A 20986-nucleotide genomic window follows, 5' to 3' on the forward strand; every position below is an offset into this window, starting at 1 on the left:
ATGTGGAGCGACCAGATTGGTCAAACCAAATGCTGCTTGACACCGCGCATCACGCGACATACGGTCCTGCCAAATTGGTTTAACCAATTAATGAAAATACCGGGAAGAACGTGAAGGTCTGGCTGTATGGCGCGAGTAACTCTCCAGAATGTCGCGAAATCCTTTGGAGGAGATCGAGGGCCATGGGCCGTTCAGGACTTTTCGTTGGATATTGCCGATGGCGAACTGGTCGTGTTCGTCGGCCCGTCCGGCTGCGGCAAGTCCACGACGTTGCGAATGCTCGCCGGTCTAGATGACGTCACATTCGGCAAGATTCTGATCGACGGAAGGGACGTCACCGCGCTTCCGCCGAAAGATCGCAACATTGCGATGGTTTTTCAGAACTACGCTCTCTATCCACAGAAGACGGTCTTCGAAAACATGGCCTTCGGCCTTCGGGTCCGTAGGACGCCACAGCAGGAGATCGATCGTCGGGTGCGCAGCGCGGCATCAAGTCTCGGATTGGAGGCCCTGCTGGAGCGCAAGCCACGCCAATTGTCGGGTGGTCAGATGCAGCGCGTAGCGCTTGGTCGCGCGTTAGTCAGAGATCCCGACGTATTCCTCCTCGACGAACCCCTCTCGAACCTTGATGCGAAGCTGCGGGTCCGGACGCGAGAAGAGATTGCGACGCTACACGCCCGATTGGGCGCGACGATGATATTTGTTACCCACGATCAGGTCGAGGCCATGACGCTCGGCGATCGTATCGTGATCATGCGTGACGGATTCATCCAACAGGCGGGCAGTCCGCTTGACCTTTATGATCGGCCCGCGAACGCCTTCGTGGCGACTTTCATCGGGTCTCCAGAGATGAACCTGATTGATGGCGGGTTGATGCGCGACGGGGGCGCGCTCGTAATGCGCTCCGGCGGTTTGAGCGTCAACTTGCCTGCCCAGTCATTCTCCGAAGCGGAAAGGGATGTCACGCTTGGCATTAGGCCCGAGCACATCGAGCGCGCGGAAACCTCCACGGCTTTTGAGCTGGTAGTCGGCTTGGTCGAGCAAATCGGCGCGCAAACCTATGTGCTGGGTAAGATCGATGGCAACAAAATCCGCGCGGTATTTGCTCGGGACGATGCGCTGAGGGCGGGCGACCGAATTTTTGTGAATTTGTCTCAAGAGAAGTTGCACCTGTTCTCGCGCGAGAGCGGCAAGACACTGAGGCGGACCTCGACGAAAGGCGAAAATGGCAACGGGAGAGAACTTCATGGACAAGCTCAGCTTAGGCGCGCCGAGTTCCAAGGCTAACGTGAGCGACATCGATCGGCGGCGTTTTCTCAAAACGACGGCTGGTGCAGCGGCTGGCATCGCGGGCTCACTTTCCGCGCCCTATGTCAACGCACAGTCCGGGGTAACGCTTCGCATTTTGAACGCTGAAACGACTGCTGCGAGCCAATCGGCCTTGCGCGATGCGTGCAATGAATACGAGAGCAAGTTCGGCGTAAAAATCGTCGTCGACTCGACGCCGATTAGTGGTGGTTATGCGAAGTCGATGGCGGCCATCAATGCTGGCGCTCCTTACGATATCGCCACGGCGGGATACATTGCGCACATCTTGCAATACGCGATGGCGGGTCACATCGTGCCGTTGACGGATCTTGTCAAAAAATATTCGTGGGGGAAGCAGGGAACCTGGTCATATAAGGGAGAAAATTGGTTCTATCCCTATGACTACAATTTGGTGACGGTTTTCTACAGAAAAGATCTGTATCAGGAGAAGGGCCTGAAGGTTCCCAACACATGGGCCGAGTTCCTTGAGAATTGCCGGGCGCTGACTGTCGCGAAGGATGGCAACATAGAGCGAGGGGGGTGCGTCATACCGCTCGCGAGTGACAGTGCCACCAACTGGGCGAGCTTCGGCAACTTGTTTGCAGACGCGCCGAAGTTTTATGACGACAAGTGGAACGTCGTTCTCGATGCGCCGGGGAATGCCGGACCGACCGGCCGTTTTCTCGATCTATATGCCGATCTTTATAAAACGATGCCGGCTGGCATGAACACGGTCAGCTATGCTGAGCTGATGAGTCTTTTCGCGACGGGAAAGGTTGCGCATACCGTCTATTCGGGCCGCGTAGTCGAGGCGCTGGAAGCTCGCAATCCGGACCTCGCAAACAAGTATGGTATTTTCGCTTCTCCAGACAGTGCTGGTAAGCAGAACGCACTGTCCTTCGCCTTCGATGGCTTTATTCTTTACAAGACTAAGCAGACTGAGGCGGCCTTTAAGTTTCTACAATGGTTTATTGACGCGCACTATATTCGCTGGCTGCACTCCGCCTGGATGAATTTCCAACCGGCGCGATTGGACATTTACGAAGATCCACGGTGGAAAAATCATCCGATGATTCAGAAGCATTGGGCGACGATGGAGCAGATGAAGTCGTTCATTGATGAAGACAGCAAGACGGTTCTTAACTCAATAGATATGACGGGTCCGTCGTTTGATCTGCGACCGTGCAAGGTCTTTGATGCGAACATTATGCCGGAGATGCTGCAAAATCGGGTTCTTAAGAACATGTCGTCAAGCGACTGCGTGAAAGCCGCCGCCGATCGAATCCGAAAAATTGGCTGAGCATCGGAACTGGTGAATAGAGGCCCGAGGCTATGCGACAGGACTGGCGAATCATCGGTTTGTTCATCGGGGGTGTACTGGTACTCGGTACAATTGTTGGCGGACCTCTCCTCTATTCGATAAAGCTCTCCTTCTACACAGCGGCGTCGTTCATCGACCCGCCGCAGTGGGTGGGACTTGGCAATTACGTGAAGGTTCTTAGTGAGCCGCTGTTCTGGGGCTCGCTGTTAAACGGTGTCACGATCGCCATCTCGGCGATCGTGCTGCAAGTCGTTCTCGGCGTCACCATTGCGCTCGTCCTCAATAGGCAGTTTGTGGGGCAGACTGTCGTGCGGGCGCTGTCAATCGTGCCGTATTTTCTTCCGACGGTCGTCGCCTGCCTCATCACGCAGTGGATTCTTGATCCCAACTACGGCCTTCTCAAGAGTGTCTTCGCGTCATTCGGATATGGGATGTTCGATTGGGGAGGTAATTCAACGAGCGCGAAGGCGACTATTGTCCTTGTTAGCGTTTGGATCTGGACGCCGTTTGTCGTGACCTGTGTTCTTGCCGGCCTTCAATCCATTCCGGCTCAACTGTATGAAGCGGCCCGGGTCGATGGAGCAGGGGTTATGAAGCAATTCTGGCATGTCACGCTGCCAGGATTGAGGTCAGTGTTGATCGTGGTCATCCTCCTGAGAGGGATCTGGATGTTCAACAAGTTCGACGTGATCTGGCTTCTAACGAAGGGCGGACCGCTCAACGAAACCGAGACGCTTCCCACGTTGGCCTACCGAAAAGCGTTTCTCGAGTTCGACTTGGGAGGGGGGGCCGCTGTCGCCACCATCTCGTTCTTGATGTTGGCGAGCATTATCTTGATTTACCTCAGGGTTTTTCCGATCGACGAGGCCAAGCAGGGACGATGACGATGTCGACTCAAAATCAAGCCCGCTCTGCTGCCGCTGTCGTCGTTGGTTCACGAGCGGTGCGGATGTTGCATAGCTCTAGCGGCTCAGGAAGAGAAATCTCAGACTCCACACCTTCAGTCTCGCACGGGAAAACGACGCGGTATTACGGCAAGTCGCTGAAGCAGATTGCCGGCCGCGTCGGTTTGTATGCCGCGGTTGCGCTAATCTGCATCTATTCCTTCTTCCCGATCTACTGGATGATCCTCTCCAGTCTGAGGTCGCCCGAAAAGCTATTTCTGGATTCATCCTTGGTTTTCTGGCCACCCGATCTAAGCTCTTACAAGTCACTCTTGCAGCTTACGAACTATCCGGCGAATTTCGTTAATAGCGTCATGATGGCTATGGCTACGATTGCCGTGGCGACGACGCTGTCATCATTCATTGCTTATGGAGCGACGCGTTTACGGTTTCGGGGCAAAACGACGTTGGTCGCGTCCATGCTGTTCGCCTACATGTTTCCGCCATTGATGTTGGTTATTCCGATGTCCGCCTTGTTCCGAATAGCTGGCTTAGCCGATAGCTTGTGGGGCCTGCTAATCGCTCACCTGGCGATTTCGCTGCCGCTGGCGGTGTGGCTGCTATGGGGCTTTTTCAAATCGATGCCGTTCGATCTGGAGGAAGCGGCAATGGTGGACGGCTGTTCCCAATTCGGCGCCTTCATCAAGGTGGTCCTTCCGCTTTCGGCCCCCGGCTTGATTACGGTCGGCATCTTCTCGTTTTTGCTGTCCTGGGCGGACTACGTATTCGCGCTCATCCTCATCATGAGTGATGATCGCAAGACATTGCCCGTGGGCTTGGCATCAATGCTTGGCGCGCAAGATCTGCGTTGGGGTGAGATACTCGCCGGCGCAACCCTTATTGCTCTGCCGTTGTTCGTTATCTTTATGTTCTGCTATCGATATTTCGTCGCAGGGCTGACGGCGGGTGCGCTCAAAGGTTAGGCACTGTTCGAGCGAAGCACGTCCTCGTGCTTCGCGCTAGACCGTGGGTATTTCGCGTAGAGATGGCGGACGGGGTGCCCGGCAAGACTAACGTTTTGTGACTTTGGTTTCCCCTAGAAGCGATTGCCATGCCTCCACTGTTCGCGAGAGGTGAGCGTTCATCTGTTGTTCGGCTAGGCCTACCCGCCGCTCTTCGATCGCTTCCAAGATGGTGCAATGGTCCTCATAAGATTGTCGACCTCGATTTTGGTCGGCAAAGTAGACCTTCCGTCGATGCCTGGACAGTTCGTAGAACGATCTCGCCACGCGCAGCAAAATGTCGTTCTTGGTTGCAGCAAAAATCGCAAGATGGAACGCCTCGTCCTCGCGCTCTATGCTTTGCTTTTTGGATAGGCGCTTGTTGGTCTCTTCAAGTATGGCGGTGATCTCGCGAATGTTGTCCGCGGTCCTGCGTGTGCAGGCCAACCTGACCGCCTGCCCTTCGAGCATGCGCCGGACCTCCATGACGTCGGCGATTTCCTTGGCCTCGAATGGAACTCCGGATTCAGCATAAAGCACTAGAGCATCGATGCTGCTCTCTTCGATCTTTCGCAGATAGATTCCAGAATTTGGGCGCCGTTCTATCACTCGCATGGTTTCAAGTGCGGCCAGAGCCTCTCGAACCGCGCCGCGACTGGTGTCGAACTTTTCCGCAAAGTCGCGTTCTGATGGCAACCGTTCGGAGGGCTGATAGCGGCGCTCACGGATGAAGGAAAGGATCTTTCCGATGGCGTTCGAAGGAGCCTCAAGCTTGTCGGTTCGATTTCGCTCAGTCATCTAAAATATCCTGCCTGGTCCTGCCGACCACTTGATTTCGATTTCCTCGGTAGCTAATCATGGCCGACCAAATTGGTCGACCAGTACTTTGGAGGAACCTTGAGGATCTCGGTCGAATCCGCCCTGCTTCAGTAGATATCAGGTTGAGGAAATTGAAGCATCTGAAACGCGCCAAATCCACCTAAAGAATTGATTTCCCAGCATGGATAGCTTTGAGACGGATCTGTTTGTCATAGGTGGCGGCTCGGGCGGCGTGCGCGCCGCGCGGATCGCCGCTGGCCATGGCGCCCGCGTCATGATCGCCGAGGAATATCGGATGGGCGGCACTTGCGTCATTCGCGGGTGCGTACCGAAGAAGCTATTCGCCTACGCCTCGCATTTCAGCCACGACATCGCGGATGCCGCGGGCTTCGGCTGGACCGTTCCGCCGGCGACGTTCGACTGGGCCACCCTGATCGCCAACAAAGACAAGGAGATCGCCCGGCTGGAAGCGGCCTACACCACCAACGTGGAGAAATCTGGCGTGCAGGTGATCAAGTCGCGCGCCGTGTTCGAGGACCCGCATACGCTGGTGCTCGACGGCGGCAGGAGGGTGCGCTCGAAGTATATCCTGATCGCCACGGGCGGCGCACCGAACCACGGCAAGGCCATTCCCGGCATCGAGCATGTCATCTCATCGAACGAAGCATTTCATCTACCCGAATTGCCGAAGCGTATCCTGATCCAGGGCGGTGGCTATATCGCGCTGGAGTTTGCGTGCATCTTCTCGGGCCTGGGTTCCCTCGTGACTGTGGTCTATCGCGGCGACAACATCCTGCGTGGCTTCGACGACGACGTCCGCGCCCATGTCCGCGATGAGATGGAGAAGAACGGCATTACCATCCTGACCGGTTGCACGGTCGACGGGATTGAGAAGCACGACGATTGGTACACGTCGCACCTGTCGAATGGCTCCAGCATCGCGTCCGACAAGGTGATGTTCGCCATCGGCCGTCACCCCGCCGTCGCAAATCTCGGGCTGGAGAAAGCCGGCGTCGCCATCAACCCGGATAACGGAGGCATCGTCGTCAACGAAGCCTCGCAGAGCTCGGTGCCACATATCTATGCGGTCGGCGACGTCACCCATCGCTTCAATCTGACGCCGGTAGCGATCCGTGAGGGCCACGCTTTCGCCGATACGGTTTTCGGCAAGCGGGCGGTCAAGGTCGATCACATCGATATTCCGACCGCCGTGTTCACGCAGCCCCAGGTCGGCACCGTGGGCCTCACCGAGGCGCAGGCGCGGGCGCAGTTCGCTATCGTTGATGTCTACAAGGCGGCGTTCCGCCCGTTGAAGGCGACGCTGTCCGGCAGCGAGTCGCGGGTGTTGATGAAACTGGTGGTTGACGCGGGGAGCGACCGCGTCGTGGGTTGCCATATCGTTGGATCGGACGCGGCCGAATTGGTTCAGGTCATCGCCATTGCCGTAAAGATGAAGGCTACCAAGGCGGACTTCGACGCCACTATGGCGCTGCACCCGACCTCCGCCGAGGAACTGGTGACTATGCGTACCCGCACTGCACGTTACGTGCGCGACGCGGCGGCTTAGAAAGCTCAATTTCGATCGATTGTGCAAATTCAGGCCGTTGGCGCGCGCGTTATGCGGCGCCGCTCAAAACGCACTTGACAATACGATTGTGATCATACCAAACTGGTCCTACCAGTATCGGTGAAAATCCAGCAACAGACTAACCTCGCCATCCGCAGCCGCTTGTAGTCGAGGAGCTGGATGCGGAAGTTCTGGCGAAGAAGATTGGGCCCACCATGGAAGTGGATTATTTGACTAGCCTGCCGCGACGCATCCACCTCATTGTGGATGAGGGGGCCAAAGCAGGAGCATCCCGGCCGGCTCTTACTGACGAGCGGGGCATCGTTTGGTCCTATCGGAGACTGATCGATACGATCGAGGCCGTTGCAGGTGACTTGGCGCGTCTAGGGATCCGTCCCGGTGATCGGGTCATGGTGGTGGGCGAGAACTCAATCGGCGCCATCGTCCTGATGTATGCGGCGAGCCGGCTTGATGCATGGGCAGTGATGACGAGCGCACGGCTCGGCCCGCACGAACTGGACGCCATTGAGGGTGATTGCAAGCCCAGACGCGTATTCTATACGCATGGAATATCGGCGGAAGCAGATGCTGCGGCGTGCCGGCGCGGCGCGGAAGCCGAAGCGTTCACGGGGATTGGAGCGATCAAGGTCGGTAAGTTGGAGGCGAGCGCCGTTCCCGAGGAGGTCTATGAGGATCCCGCCCGTCAGGTTGCAGTTCTCATCTACACGACGGGGACTACCGGTCGCCCGAAGGGAGTGATGCTCAGTCATCGCAACCTCGCTTACGTGGCGGGCCGGGGCAAAAGAACCAACACGCTCTTTCCCGAGGACGTCACGCTTTGCGTTATGCCGATCTCTCATTCGTACGGGTTGACGTTGCTGCAAGGTATGTTGTTTGTCGGCGCACACCTGCGGATCATGCCGAGGTTCTCTCTCACGCAAGCAATCGACGCCGTCGTGAATGGTTCGTTGACCGCCTTCAATGCCGTCCCTGCGATGTTGTCGCGGATCATCGCTTACGTCGATCAGAACAATATCAAGCTCACGCCCAATAACCTTCGTTATGTCTATACCGGAACGGCACCGCTCGATCTGTCTCTGCGACAGAGCGTCGAGCGAGTGTTCGGCGTGGTGCTTCATAATGGTTACGGGCTGACCGAGACGTCTCCGACCATCAGTCGGACGCTGTATGCCATGGGAAGCAACGAAATCAACATCGGACCGCCAATCCCGGGAATCGAAACCAAGATCGTCGGACCTGATGGGCGGGAAGTACCCGATGGCGAAGCGGGCGAACTGCTCGTTCGCGGGCCCAACGTGATGTTGGGGTATTATGGTCAGCCGGACATGACCGCGGAGGCGATCGATCGCGAAGGATATTTGAAAACCGGAGATATCGTCAGCCGGTCGCCGGGCGGCGAACTGGTGGTCCAAGGCCGGTCGAAGGAGCTAATTATCAGGTCCGGCTTCAACGTCTATCCGCCCGAAATCGAGGCTGTCCTCAATTCTCATCCGGCGGTTCTCAATTCCGCGGTAGTCGGGCGATCAATCGAGGGCAACGAGGAAATCATCGCTTTCGTTGAGCCGACCCCTGGAAGCACCATCGAAGTGGCCGAACTGCTCGCGCTCGTGGAGCGGCAGCTCGCACCATACAAGAAGCCGCAGCAGATCATTGTCTTGCCGCAACTTCCGGTAGCCCCGAACGGGAAGATTAGAAAGCACGACTTGAAAAAGCGCGCCGAGGAGTCGCTGTCAGCGGCTACCTCAGTTTAACGAATTATAGACCGGACGGACGGAAATGGTGACAAGTCGCGAGCAGATGTACCCCGATACAAAGTTGTTCATCGATGGATCCTGGCGCGATGGAACGAGCGGAAAGGTCGAGCCCATCCTGAATCCGGCGACGGGAAAATTGATCGGAACAGTTGCGCACGCGTCTATCCCCGATCTCGACGACGCACTTGAATCGGCCGTGCGCGGGTTCGAATTGTGGCGGAGGACGTCTTCCTTCGAGCGATACAAATTGATGCGTGGGGCTGCCGAAAAGCTCCGCGAGCGAGCCGCCTCAATCGCGCGTATCATGACGCTCGAGCAAGGCAAGCCGCTGGGCGAGGCGAAGATGGAGGTGTTGCTCGGCGCAGACATCATCGACTGGTTCGCGGAGGAGGCGCGTCGATCCTACGGTCGGACCATTCCGTCACGTTCCGGCGCCGTACAGCAGGTCGTGATCCGCGAGCCAGTTGGGCCTGTCGCCGCCTTCACGCCGTGGAATTTTCCGATCAACCAAGCCGTCAGAAAGATATCAGCTGCGATGGCGGCCGGGTGCTCCGTGATTCTGAAGGGACCCGAAGAAACGCCGGCAAGTTGTGCAGCTCTGGTCAATGCTTATGTCGATGCCGGCTTGCCCTCCGGTGTCCTCAATCTCGTTTTCGGTGTGCCGTCCGACATATCGGAATACTTGATTGCCCACCCTGTCATTCGCAAGATTTCGTTCACGGGTTCGACGCCAGTCGGGAAGCGGCTTGCGGCTCTCGCTGGAAGTCACATGAAGCGCGTTACGATGGAGCTAGGTGGACATGCGCCTGCGCTAGTCTTCGAGGACGCAGATGTCAAACAAGCGGCAAAATTGCTGTCCGCGGCAAAGTTCAGGAATGCCGGCCAGGTTTGTGTTTCTCCGACCCGGTTCATGGTCCATGAACGGGTCTACGACGACTTCGTTGAACAATTCACCGCTGCTGCCAAAGCTCTCGTCGTCGGGGACGGCCTCGACGAAGCGACCCAAATGGGACCACTAGCTAATCTCCGTCGAGTCGAGGCGATGGACGCGCTGGTCTCGGACGCCGTTCAGCGCGGCGCGCGCATCCGGACAGGTGGAAGGCGCCTGCGCAACGATGGCTTCTTCTTTCAACCGACGGTTCTGACGGACGTGCCTCTGGACTCGCGCATTATGAACGAGGAGCCATTCGGCCCTGTTGTGCCAATCGCGTCGTTCTCGACATTCGAGGATGCCATGGTCGAAGCGAATCGGCTCCCTTATGGCCTTGCTGCATATGCGTATACGAAGTCAGCGGCGACGATCGGCGCGCTCGGCTCGATCGTGGAGAGTGGAATGGTGTCGATCAACCACCAAGGCCTTGCCTTACCGGAGACTCCCTTCGGAGGAATCAAGGACTCCGGATACGGTTCGGAAGGTGGTACAGAAGCGATGGACGCGTATCTCAACACTAAGTTCCTGACCCAGATGCACGGTTAGCATGCGCGATCGGCAATGCTGATACGCCGTCGCGGAGCATGCGTCGCGCAGGTCAAACCTCGCGACGGTCCTTCGCCGCGCCAGACTCTAGGGCCCAAAGATCCAACGCCTAAAGCGAGTTAGCGAAGTGTTGTTGACCATCGACCGCGTTCAGATCGCGACGCCGGATGCCAAAAGTGCCGCGGAGATGTGGCGTCGCCGATTGGGGGCGGAACAAGTCTCTGCGGATCGGGTCCGGGGATTGGGCGCCAAACGAGTGACATTGCGTGCCGGGACCGGCGAGATTGAGTTGTTGGAGCCGGAAGGCAACGGCGTTGTCGCGGACGAACTGGCAAGACGCGGGCGATCTCATCTATTCGGCGCCGGCGCGACCTCACTCGACCCGCGTGCACTGGTGCATCATGCCACGTCGGTCGGAGTTGAGCATCAGCACGAAAATGGCCAGGATTTTCTCCGGTTCGAAATCGAGGGGAAGCCGGTCCATTTCGTAATCTCTCCCCCGCGTACGGTGGAGCCGACCGGCGGGATTGATTTCCTTTATGAGGTGACTTTGCTCGCGGCCGACCAGGCAGCCGCGGTAACGCGCTTCGCCGAAGTCTTTCGTCTTGATACACGGAATTTCGTGACGATTACCTCGGAGCTCTTTGGCTATACGGGCGTCCTCACTCTCTTCGCGCCTGATCGCCTCGACCGATTTGAAGTCATCACGCCGACGGACTTCACCAAGACGCTCGGCAGGTATCACGCCCGCCAAGGCTCGTCTTTCTATATGGCGTATGCCGAAAGCCGAGAGATCGGTCGCATCGAAAGATCGGCGAAGGCGGACGACGTGGGACACACGCTGGATCCGCGCGAGGAGAAGCGGAGCGGTCGAGATCCGGAGCAACTCTGGCTTCATCCTCCGGCCCTTGGCGGAATGATGCTAGGGCTATCGCGGCCGACGCTTGGTTGGCGCTGGTCGGGCCACCCTGAGAGGGTCGTGGCGTTAGTGCAATAGAAGCTCGATGGTGGATGCGTCGGGCTTATGTCGATTGCATCAGGCCGCGACTGACCCATCGGAAAAATATCCGATGACGAGGATACGATGAGCAAAATTAGGTTCACCGAACCAAATCGAGAAATCCTCGCGCGCCGAGATTCAATCATAAACGATCTAACCCGCCTTGTTGACCCCGCTGGGCTAATAACGTCGACGGACGAGTGTCGGGCTTATGAGACAGATGCGTTGACGGCCTATCGCAAGATGCCGCTCGCCGTCGTCCTACCGAAGACGACCGAAGAGGTGAGTGCCGTTTTGAAATACTGTCACGACACCGGCGTCAAGGTCGTGCCGCGCGGCGCAGGTACGTCTCTCGCCGGCGGGGCAATTCCGAGTGAAGACGCCGTCGTTCTCGGACTTTCAAAGATGAATCGGGTGCTCGCGGTCAACTACGATGACCGCTTCATCCGCGTCGAAGCGGGAGTCACAAATTTGAGCGTAACGGCGGTGGTGGCGGAGAACGGCTTCTTCTATGCGCCAGACCCTTCCTCTCAACTTGCCTGCACGATCGGAGGCAACATTGCCAACAACTCCGGAGGCGCGCATTGCCTGAAGTATGGAGTCACGACCAATAACCTCCTCGGCGTAAGGATGGTACTGATCGATGGATCGATCATCGATCTCGGCGGTGACTATCTCGATAGCGCTGGACTCGATCTGCTGGGCCTGGTCGTCGGCTCCGAGGGGCAGCTCGGGATAGTGACCGAAGCGACCCTCCGAATTCTGAAATCGGCCGAGGGAGCGCGCCCGGTTCTGTTCGGTTTCCCGTCTTGCGAGGGAGCGGGCAAGGCGGTTGCGGACGTCATTGCCGCCGGTATCATTCCCGTAGCCATCGAATACATGGACAAGGCCGCCATCGAGATCTGCGAGGCCTTCGCCAAGGCCGGCTATCCGCTCGATGTCGAGGCCCTTCTGATTGTAGAGGTCGAAGGGTCCGACGCCGAGATGGACGCGACGCTGGCGGACATCACCGCCATCGCTCGTGCGAATGGTGCGACGACAGTGCGCGAGAGCAGGTCGGCAATTGAGACGGCGGCAATCTGGAAGGGGCGGAAGTCGGCTTTCGGTGCGACCGGGCGAGTCGCTGACTATTTGTGCATGGACGGCACGGTGCCGACCGGCAAGCTGTCGTACGTTTTGGCGGAGATCTCCAAGATCGTACAGCGACACGGATTGCGTGTCGCGAATGTTTTCCATGCCGGTGACGGCAACATGCATCCGCTCATCCTCTACAACGCGAACGATCCGTCGCAGCAGTCGAAGGCGGAAGCAGCGGGAGATGACATTCTCAGGCTCTGCGTTGAAGTTGGTGGGTGCCTGACGGGCGAGCACGGTGTCGGTATCGAGAAGCGTGATCTAATGCGCTGCCAGTTTGACGATGCCGATCTGGCTCAACAGATTCGGGTGCGCGCCGCGTTCGATCCGCGATGGCTGCTCAATACGGATAAGGTGTTTCCCCTCGATTTTCGATGTCAAGGTTAGGGTGACGGGAGTGTGATGACCGATTGCTATAAGCCGCGCGACGAGTGCGGACTGTCGTCTGCCATCAAGGATGCGGCTACAGCAAAGATGCCTCTCGTCGTGCGCGGCGCCGGCTCCAAGTCGGCGATGGGCCGACCGCTGGGTGGATACGCTATGCCTCTAACGACCGAGCGCATGCGCGGAGTTTCACTTTATGAGCCGACAGAGCTCGTCATCGGTGCTTTGCCTGGAACGCCGGTTTCCGAAATCGATCGGATGCTCGCCAAGCACAACCAGATGCTTCCGTTCGAGCCGATGGATCATCGTGTGTTGTTCGGGACGAGCGCAGAGCCGACAATCGGAGGTATTGTCGCCGGGAATGTTTCGGGTCCGCGTCGTGTCGCGGTCGGAGCTTGTCGCGACAGCCTGATCGGCGTTCGCTTGGTCACGGGCCGCGGAGACATCGTGAAATCCGGCGGGCGCGTGATGAAGAATGTCACCGGGCTCGATTTGGTCAAGCTGACCTGCGGTGCGTGGGGCACGCTCGGCGTTTTGAGCGAAGCCATCTTCAAGGTGTTGCCGAAGCCGGCGCGTTCCCTATCGCTGGGATTGCGCGGCTTGGACGACATGACAGCGATTTCGGCGCTAACCGCAGCGCTCGGGTCGACTTTCGCGGTCTCGGCGGCGGCGCATATCCCGGCGAGTATTGGGTCGGACTCGACTACGATCGTTCGACTAGAGGGGTCCGAGGGCTCGGTAGCCTACGGATCCCGCGAACTTGCCAGGCTCTGGTGCTCCTTTGGGCTGCCCGACCTGATCGAAGGGGATGAAAGCGCAAACTTTTGGTTGCGCATCCGCGACGCGCACTGGCTGGCTCAGCCAATGGATCGTTCCATTTGGCGGTTGTCCTTGGCCCCCTCCAAAGCGCCGCGTGCTCTTGCTGACATCCGGCGAAAACTCGGCGTGCGGTATTTCTACGACTGGGGCGGTGGTCTCGTGTGGCTCGCGGTCGTGGGCGCTGACGATGCGGGAGCGTCGGTCGTTCGGGAAGCTATGGTCAATACCGGTGGGCACGCCACACTCGTACGGGCTTCATCGGAGATTCGCCGCAGGATCGATGTGTTCGAGCCGCTTCCTCCTGCGGTGCTCAAGTTGACGCAGGAAATCAAGAAATCTTTCGATCCTGACCGCGTTCTAAATTTCGGCAGGATGTACGCCGGTATCTGAGGCGAGGCGGACTGGTATGCAAACAAACTTCTCGCTGACGGCCTTGGCCGATGCACATGTAAGCGAGTCAGAAAAAATCCTCCGTGCCTGTGTGCATTGCGGCTTTTGTACTGCGACATGCCCGACATATCTGCTTCTTGGTGACGAAGCGGACAGTCCGCGCGGGCGCATCTATCTGATCAAGGACATGTTGGAGGAGGAAAAGCCGGCGACCCCTCAGGTCGTCGAGCATATCGATCGATGTCTGACGTGTCTTTCCTGCATGACGACCTGTCCGTCCGGCGTGCACTACATGCACCTGGTCGATCACGCGCGAGCCCATATCGCCCGAACCTATACGCGTCCTCTGCCTGATCGGTTGCTTCGAGGCATGTTGGCGAAGGTGCTGCCGTTTCCGGGCCGACTTAGGTTGGCTTTACGCGTGGCTACCGTGAGCAGGCCGATCAGAAAGTGGCTCGCCAATCTTCCCGGCGGCGCGCAACTCGCCGCGATGATTGAACTTTCGTCGTCATTCAAGCGAAGAAGGCCGACCCGAAGGTTACCGGGCGCGACCGTCGATAGGCCGCGCGGTCGGGTTGCGCTTCTGAGCGGATGTGCCCAGCAGGTCCTCGGCCAGAACATCAACGAGGCTGCAATCCGGTTGTTGACGCGTCACGGTATCGAAGTAGTTCAACCGATCGACGAAGGGTGCTGCGGAGCTCTCGTGCAGCACTTGGGATACGAAAGTCGGGCGCTGGATGCGGCTCGACACAACGTGGATGTATGGACACGCGAAATCGAGAACGGCGGCCTCGACGCCATCGTGGTTACGACGTCCGGTTGCGGAACGGTCATTAAAGATTATGGCTTCCTACTTCGCAACGATAACGCCTACGCTCAGAAAGCCGTACGGATCTCGGCTCTAGCGCGGGACATCACAGAATTCTTGCATGAATTACCGCTTCAAGACGGTGTTCGGACTACCGGCCAGGTCGTGGCTTACCATTCGGCATGCTCGATGCAGCATGGACAGCAGGTTAGAGATCAGCCGAAGTCACTTTTGAGGCGAATGGGGTTTGTAGTGAGAGAAGTACCGGAAGGCCACATATGTTGCGGCTCCGCCGGAACATACAACGTACTGCAGCCTGAGATCGCCAATCGACTGCGCGCACGAAAGGTCACCAACATTGAGAAGGTCAAACCGCAAATCATTGCGAGTGGAAATCTCGGCTGCATAACGCAGATTGGTGCTGGAACACGCATTCCAGTCGTCCACACGGTGGAGTTGGTCGATTGGGCGATGGGCGGCCCGTTGCCTGACGTCCTAAAGGGGTGCTTGGGCTAGGTGCGGACAAGCGACCGCTCTGACGTCCTAGTTTGGATTGCCATTTCCGTCCATCGCGGCTTCGATTGCCTTATTGGCTGCTGTCTCATCATACAGATGGCAGGCGATCTGCCGATTGCCGTGCAACCGCAGCGGCGGAATTTCGCGGCTGCAGACCGGCATGGCGGACTGACAGCGAGGGTGAAATGGACAGCCGGGCGGGGGGGTGGCGACGCTCGGCACCTCGCCCTGAAGGAGCACGTGATCGCGGGCGCGCTCGATTTGCGGGTCCGGCACCGCTACCGCATCGAGAAGAATGCGCGTGTAGGGATGGAGCGGTTCGCCGTAGAGGTCGTCGCGCGTCGCGATCTCGACGATGCGTCCGAGATACATCACTGCGACCCGATCGCTCATGTGTCGGACGACGCCGAGGTCGTGCGAGATGAACAGATAGGACAAGCCGAACTGCTCCTTGAGGTCGGAAAACAAGTTCAGAACCTGGGCCTGCACTGAGACGTCGAGAGCTGAGACCGGCTCATCACAGATGAGCAGTTTCGGACGCAGTGACAGGGCGCGCGCGATGGCGACCCGCTGACGCTGGCCGCCGCTGAGTTGGTGCGGATAGCGGTCGAGGAAGCGAGTACCCATTCCGACCGTATCTAGGAGTTCGGCAGCCTTCGCGCGGCGCTCGTGGCCCGATCTGCCGACGCCCTGAATCGCCATCGGTTCGGCGATCAGGTCGGCGATTGTCATGCGGGGATTTAGCGACCCGAACGGATCCTGGTAGATGATCTGCATCTCACGCCTTAGCGGTCGCATCTGGCGATGACTGAAGCCCGTGATATCGCGTCCGTCGAACACGACCCGGCCGCCGCTCGGCGGCGTCAGTTGTAGTATGGCCATGGCCGTGGTGGATTTGCCGCAACCGCTTTCGCCGACGAGCGAGAGAGTTTCGCCGCGCTGGAGTGTGAGGGATATGCCCTTGACAGCTCGAACGGAGGGGGCGCCCGTTACGCCGAAAGAGGTTGTGCTTGCATAGTCGACGCACAGGTCCGAGACCTCGAGAATATTCGTTGCTACGTCGTTCATAGCGGATTCCAGCACGCGAACAGATGGCCGTTCCGTGTGCGTTCGTCGCCGCTAAGCGGAGGGCGTTCGTCGCACCGTTCGGTCCGACGTGGGCAGCGCGGTGCGAAGGCGCAGCCCCCGGTTCCGTCGGAGGGGGCGGGTGGCTGCCCAGCGATCGACTCGAGCCGATGAGCGATCGGACCGACGATCTTGGGCACGGAGGCGAGGAGGGCGTGCGTATAAGGATGGCGCCCATCGCGATAGAGGTCGTCGGCCGCCGCTGTCTCGACGATGCGGCCGGCATACATCACGTTGACCCAGTCGGCGTAGCGCGCCACGACGCCGAGATCGTGCGTGATGAGAAGCAGCGCCCCGCCCAATCCGCGGGTAAGGTCAGTGAGAAGCGTCAAAATCTGCGCCTGCACGGTGACGTCGAGTGCTGTCGTCGGCTCGTCCGCGATGATGAGTCTTGGCTCGCAGGAGATCGCGATAGCAACCATGACACGCTGGCGCATACCCCCACTGAGCTGGTGAGGATAGGCCTCGGCTTTGGTCTCTGCATCCGGGATGCGGACCTTCTTGAGAAGGTAGATCGCCTGCGCTTTGGCGGCGCTCCAGGACATCCGGCGATGACGCACCAGCGGCTCGGCGATCTGGCGCCAGATGCGCAGGCTTGGGTTCAGCGCTGTCATCGGCTCCTGGAAAACGATGCCGACCTCGTTGCCTCGGATGTCCCTGATCTGTTTTGGTGACTGCGTCTGCATATCACGGCCGGAGAGGCGTATTTCGCCGGCCGTGATCTTGATCGGTGGCATTGGCAGTAGATGGGTGAGCGACATCGCGGTGATGCTCTTGCCCGCGCCGCTTTCGCCTACGAGCGCCACGACCTGGCCTGAATAGGCCCGGAACGAAACGTCTGCGACAGCACTCAGCTCCGTCTTGCCCGACCAGATGCCCACGCAGAGCCCGCGTACATCCAGTATCGGGGGCCCCGACATTTCCAAAGTTCCGTGCATCGATCAGAAGCCCATCGACTTCTTTAGATCCTGATCGATCCAAGCGCGCGCCCAGACCGGCGCATCACGCCGAGCGGAGACCGAAATCTCACCATAGTAATTCTTGACCCACGGCCACCATACCGTGAACGAGCGCGGCCTGGGCAGAAACAGGAATGGCGCTCGCGCGGTCATCTCATTGGTGAGCGCGGCGACGCCCTTCTTGACCTTGTCCGGGTCCCTCTCCTGCTGGATGGTGTCGAGTGCCGCATCGACCTTCGGGTCGTTGACGCGGGCCGAATTCCAGACGGAAGAGGACCGGTACAGTTTCTCGATTGAGGCCGTCGGATTGCTCATGCCTGCGAAATGCCAATAGCCGGGGCCGTGCTTGCCGGTGGTCATCAGACTGAGAAACGCTCCATACTCCTTTGGCTCGATGGTCATCTTTACGCCGATTGCCGACAGATATCCGGCTACAATCTGCGCTTTCTTTAGCTGCTCAGGGAAGCTCGGAACCTGTGCCTTGAACTCGAAACCATTCGCAAGACCCGCTTCGGCGAGGAGCTTCTTGGCCTTGGCCGGATCGTACTGGAGAACCTCCCGGGCATCGTTCGGCATCTTTTCGGGCGGCGTGAAATAGCCTTCCCAAGTTTCGTCCATCGGCAGGTGCGGAAAGTCGGCGTGGCCGCCATAGATCTGCTTCGAGATGGCGGCCCGGTCGACCGCGAGATTCAAGGCGAGACGCACCTTCGGGTTGTCGAAGGGTGGTGCATCGACCCGCATTGCCAGTGCCTCACCCGCATAGTCGGGGTGTTCGATGACTTTGATTTTATCTTGGATCGGCGCCAGTGACTTGAGTTCGTCCCAGTTGATATTCGCCATGACATCGATCTTGCCGGTGCGGAAGGCGGCTAGGCGTGTCTGTGAATCCCCGATCGTCCGCATCACAAGGTTATCGACGAATGGGATCTTGTAAGGTTTGCCGTCGATCGTCTCGCGGTCCCAGTACTCCTTGTTAGCCTGATAATCCCCGAAGGCCCCGGCCTCATACCGCGTCAACCGGAAGGGACCCGTGCCGCAGGCATTCTGCCAGTTGCCAGCACCGCCGTTAGGGGCCTCCGTGATCTCTTTGGGATAGATGCCGGCGTAATAGCCGTAGCCGAGGCGGTACTTCCACTCCGAGTTGTACTCCTTCAGGAAGAAGGTCACCTGGTGCGGTCCCGTCTCCTCGGCCCTGTCGATGAAGGAAAAATAGACTTTGTTCGCCTTCGGACTAGCGACGAGACGGTTATACGCGAACACGACGTCTTTGGCGGTAAAGTCGCGCGCTTCCATGATGCCTTTGCAGGCCTGCCATTTCACGTTCTTGCGCAGGTTGATAACGATCGAGAGCGGTTTGTCGACGACCTCCCAGCTCTCTGCGAGTTCGCCGCGCAGCACGTCGTCGCTGAGCCAGGCCTCGCTGAAAAAGTTGTTCTTCCCGCCGCCACGTACGCCTTTGCTTAGATCGCCCACCATCAACTGCTCCATGTAGGGCCCAGCATCGATAGAGACCTTCCAGTTCCAGTCGGCGGGATCCCACGACAACGCCGCAATCCCCGGGGAGTAAGGAACGATGGTCAGCGTGCCACCGTATTTGGGTTCCTGGGCGCTCACGGCTTGGGTCGCAATCACAGTCCCGAGCGCGATAACCGCCATAGTTCCGAGATGTCGGCCTACCATTCCTTGCTCCTCCTTAGTGTTATGGTTTTTCGCTCAATTGCGCACTATTCCGCGTGGATCGAGAAGATCGCGGAGAGAGTCTCCGAAGATGTTCACGCAAAAAACGATCAGAGTTATCGCGAGGCCAGGGGCCGCGACCATCCAGACGTTCTCGAACATGTAAGGGCGGGCATCGCTCAGCATACGGCCCCACGCGGGTGCGGGCGGTGGCACACCAAGACCAAGGAAGCTGAGACTCGATTCGGCCAGGATCACGCCGCCGAGGCGCGTGGTGTAAAGCACGATGAGGGGCGCGGCGATCGTCGGCAGGATGTGCCGGAGAATAATGTGCCAGTTACCGGCGCCGAAGGAATGGCCCGCCTGCACGTACAGTTGCTCGCGCGCCGACAGGACCGCGCCGCGTACGATGCGCGAACCGGCAACGCCGTAGAGGATGCCGAGGAGGGCGATGATCTGCACGATCCCGGGGCCGAGAACCGCGACGCCCGCGATCAGCACGATTAGGTCGGGAAAGCTCTGCCAGGTATCGACGAACCGCTGAACCAGGGCATCGAGACGTCCGCCGAAATACCCGGACAGAACCCCGAGCGTGACCGATAGGGCGAGCGATAGCAGCGCGGCGGTGATACAGACGATAACGGAAGTACGGGCTCCATAGATGATGCGGCTGAGGATGTCGCGTCCGAGTTCGTCTGTGCCGAGGTGGTGCGACCAGGACGGCCCTTGCATCAGCGATGTAAGGTCGATCGCGTCGAAGTCGTACGGTGCGATCCAAGGTGCCAAGAGTGCGCAGACCACGATCGCGGCGAGAAGGCCGGCGCAAACCGTTCCGAGGATATCCTGCTTAAAAAGGCGACTGAAGAAAGTCCTGACGGGTGCTGCCCAAGCGCCTCGCCCGGGACCTGTTTCGATCTTCAGAGGTGACTCGATAGTCATGCGTTCAGCCCTGACGAATCTTGGGATCTAGGAGGGCGTAGCTGATGTCGACGAGCAGGTTGATCGTCATTACGCCGACGCCCACGAGAAGAAAGATGCCCGTAATGACCGGATAGTCCCGCTGCGACACCGCCATCAGGAGTAGTTGGCCCATACCGGAGATCACGAAGATCTGCTCAATCACGACCGCGCCACCGATCAGCAGGGGCAACTGCAACCCGACGATGGTTATGACCGGCAGAAGCGCGTTTTTGAGGACATGGCGCAGGACGACCGTCCGCTCGTCGAGACCCTTGCTCCAAGCTGTACGGACATAATCCTGGCGCATGACTTCGAGGACCATGGTGCGGGTCATCCGCATCGTCACTCCCGACAAGGCGATGCCGAGGACGATGGCGGGCGGCACCATCTGGCGGAGGCTAAGGAGGGGATCGTCGGTCAGCCGAACATATTGCACGGTCGGAGCGATCCCCCAGAGCATCGCCGGCACGACCACCACTAATGTCCCGAGCCAAAAAGGCGGGACGGACAGGGCCGTGATGGCAAAGACACGGCCGAGATAATCGACCGGCTTGTTTTGCCGGATCGCCGAGATGATCCCGACGGGCAGCGCGATCAAGAGCGCGAATATCATGGCCAGCACGCCTAGATACAGAGTAATCGGCATGCGCTCGGCGACGAGGCGGGTGACGCTATCTCCCGTCCAAAGCGAGCGACCGAAATCTCCGTGGAACACAATCGAGCTGATCCAGTGCCAATATTGTACAAGGACCGGCTGATCGAGCCCGAGTGCCTTGATAAGATCTTCGCGGGTCTGGACGCTGGCCGAGATGTCGTTCTGCGACATCATCATGTCGATCGTGTTTCCCGGTATCAGGCGAATGGCCGAGAACACAATAACGCTCGCTAACAGGAACGTCGGCACAAGGGCGACAAGGCGACGAATTAGATATCTCAGCATGACGCGGTCCATTGGAGGGCGCGCTCACCATGCAGATTGGCTTGGTCCGACAGCACCACGCTCTTGTCCCTCTCTATGTGAAAAAGGCCGCTGAACGCCCGCTCATCAAAAAATGAGGTGAG

The 20986-nt window shown here is 58.7% G+C and carries 17 protein-coding genes; 11 read left to right on the forward strand and 6 right to left on the reverse strand.

Annotated elements, in window-relative coordinates:
- Positions 1 to 126 precede the first annotated feature (126 nt).
- Genes X265_RS06120 through X265_RS06135 form a run of 4 tightly spaced genes read left to right on the forward strand, consistent with a single transcriptional unit; the run spans position 127 to position 4496 of the window.
- Positions 127 to 1287: an ABC transporter ATP-binding protein gene (locus X265_RS06120; RefSeq protein ID WP_006018745.1), complete on the forward strand. Its 1161-nt coding sequence runs from the start codon at positions 127 to 129 to the stop codon at positions 1285 to 1287.
- Positions 1247 to 2608 carry an ABC transporter substrate-binding protein gene (locus X265_RS06125; RefSeq protein WP_006018746.1) on the forward strand — a complete coding sequence of 454 codons (1362 nt, stop codon included), beginning with the start codon at positions 1247 to 1249 and terminating at the stop codon, positions 2606 to 2608. The genes X265_RS06120 and X265_RS06125 overlap by 41 nt, the downstream gene beginning before the upstream one ends.
- A gap of 32 nt (positions 2609 to 2640) precedes the next feature.
- Complete coding sequence (locus X265_RS06130) at positions 2641 to 3513, forward strand: carbohydrate ABC transporter permease (RefSeq protein ID WP_006018747.1); 873 nt, start codon at positions 2641 to 2643, stop codon at positions 3511 to 3513.
- The gene (locus X265_RS06135) at positions 3510 to 4496 is read left to right on the forward strand and encodes a carbohydrate ABC transporter permease (protein WP_013500408.1); all 987 of its coding nucleotides are present in this window, start codon (positions 3510 to 3512) and stop codon (positions 4494 to 4496) included. Before X265_RS06130 ends, X265_RS06135 begins: the two co-directional genes overlap by 4 nt.
- 87 nt (positions 4497 to 4583) lie before the next feature.
- On the opposite strand, the gene X265_RS06140 is transcribed toward X265_RS06135, so the two are convergent.
- The gene (locus X265_RS06140) at positions 4584 to 5312 is read right to left on the reverse strand and encodes a FadR/GntR family transcriptional regulator (RefSeq protein ID WP_006018749.1); all 729 of its coding nucleotides are present in this window, start codon (positions 5310 to 5312) and stop codon (positions 4584 to 4586) included.
- Between the two features lie 202 nt (positions 5313 to 5514).
- Here X265_RS06140 and gor point away from each other — a divergent pair, with 202 nt between their 5' ends.
- From gor to glcF, 7 genes are all read left to right on the forward strand, one after another.
- Entirely contained in the window at positions 5515 to 6900 is a 1386-nt protein-coding gene (gene gor, locus X265_RS06145; RefSeq protein ID WP_006018750.1) for a glutathione-disulfide reductase, read from the forward strand.
- 215 nt (positions 6901 to 7115) lie between these two features.
- A complete protein-coding gene (locus X265_RS06150; protein ID WP_006018751.1) occupies positions 7116 to 8672 on the forward strand; it encodes a class I adenylate-forming enzyme family protein in 1557 nt (518 codons plus the stop codon).
- Between the two features lie 25 nt (positions 8673 to 8697).
- Positions 8698 to 10152 carry an NAD-dependent succinate-semialdehyde dehydrogenase gene (locus X265_RS06155; RefSeq protein WP_006018752.1) on the forward strand — a complete coding sequence of 485 codons (1455 nt, stop codon included), beginning with the start codon at positions 8698 to 8700 and terminating at the stop codon, positions 10150 to 10152.
- Positions 10153 to 10279: 127 nt separating this feature from the next.
- Positions 10280 to 11149, forward strand: a complete 870-nt coding sequence (locus X265_RS06160) for a VOC family protein (protein WP_006018753.1) — start codon at positions 10280 to 10282, stop codon at positions 11147 to 11149.
- 87 nt (positions 11150 to 11236) lie between these two features.
- Positions 11237 to 12673 carry an FAD-linked oxidase C-terminal domain-containing protein gene (locus X265_RS06165; protein WP_006018754.1) on the forward strand — a complete coding sequence of 479 codons (1437 nt, stop codon included), beginning with the start codon at positions 11237 to 11239 and terminating at the stop codon, positions 12671 to 12673.
- A 15-nt stretch (positions 12674 to 12688) separates the two neighbouring features.
- Positions 12689 to 13879 carry a glycolate oxidase subunit GlcE gene (glcE, locus tag X265_RS06170; protein WP_006018755.1) on the forward strand — a complete coding sequence of 397 codons (1191 nt, stop codon included), beginning with the start codon at positions 12689 to 12691 and terminating at the stop codon, positions 13877 to 13879.
- 16 nt (positions 13880 to 13895) lie between these two features.
- Entirely contained in the window at positions 13896 to 15203 is a 1308-nt protein-coding gene (glcF, locus tag X265_RS06175) for a glycolate oxidase subunit GlcF (protein WP_006018756.1), read from the forward strand.
- Between the two features lie 27 nt (positions 15204 to 15230).
- Here the strand turns inward: glcF and X265_RS06180 are convergent, their stop codons facing one another.
- The 5 genes from X265_RS06180 to X265_RS06200 are packed head-to-tail and all read right to left on the reverse strand — an operon-like array spanning position 15231 to position 20876.
- The gene (locus X265_RS06180) at positions 15231 to 16271 is read right to left on the reverse strand and encodes an ABC transporter ATP-binding protein (protein ID WP_006018757.1); all 1041 of its coding nucleotides are present in this window, start codon (positions 16269 to 16271) and stop codon (positions 15231 to 15233) included.
- Entirely contained in the window at positions 16268 to 17248 is a 981-nt protein-coding gene (locus X265_RS06185) for an ABC transporter ATP-binding protein (protein WP_006018758.1), read from the reverse strand. The genes X265_RS06180 and X265_RS06185 overlap by 4 nt, the downstream gene beginning before the upstream one ends.
- A gap of 21 nt (positions 17249 to 17269) precedes the next feature.
- A complete protein-coding gene (locus tag X265_RS06190; protein WP_237863166.1) occupies positions 17270 to 18943 on the reverse strand; it encodes an ABC transporter substrate-binding protein in 1674 nt (557 codons plus the stop codon).
- Between the two features lie 57 nt (positions 18944 to 19000).
- Positions 19001 to 19903, reverse strand: a complete 903-nt coding sequence (locus X265_RS06195; protein ID WP_006018760.1) for an ABC transporter permease — start codon at positions 19901 to 19903, stop codon at positions 19001 to 19003.
- A gap of 4 nt (positions 19904 to 19907) precedes the next feature.
- Positions 19908 to 20876 carry an ABC transporter permease gene (locus X265_RS06200; protein WP_230551318.1) on the reverse strand — a complete coding sequence of 323 codons (969 nt, stop codon included), beginning with the start codon at positions 20874 to 20876 and terminating at the stop codon, positions 19908 to 19910.
- Between the last annotated feature and the right edge of the window lie 110 nt (positions 20877 to 20986).

Origin of the sequence: Bradyrhizobium guangdongense (genome assembly GCF_004114975.1) — a bacterium.
Taxonomy (GTDB): Bacteria; Pseudomonadota; Alphaproteobacteria; order Rhizobiales; family Xanthobacteraceae; genus Bradyrhizobium; species Bradyrhizobium guangdongense.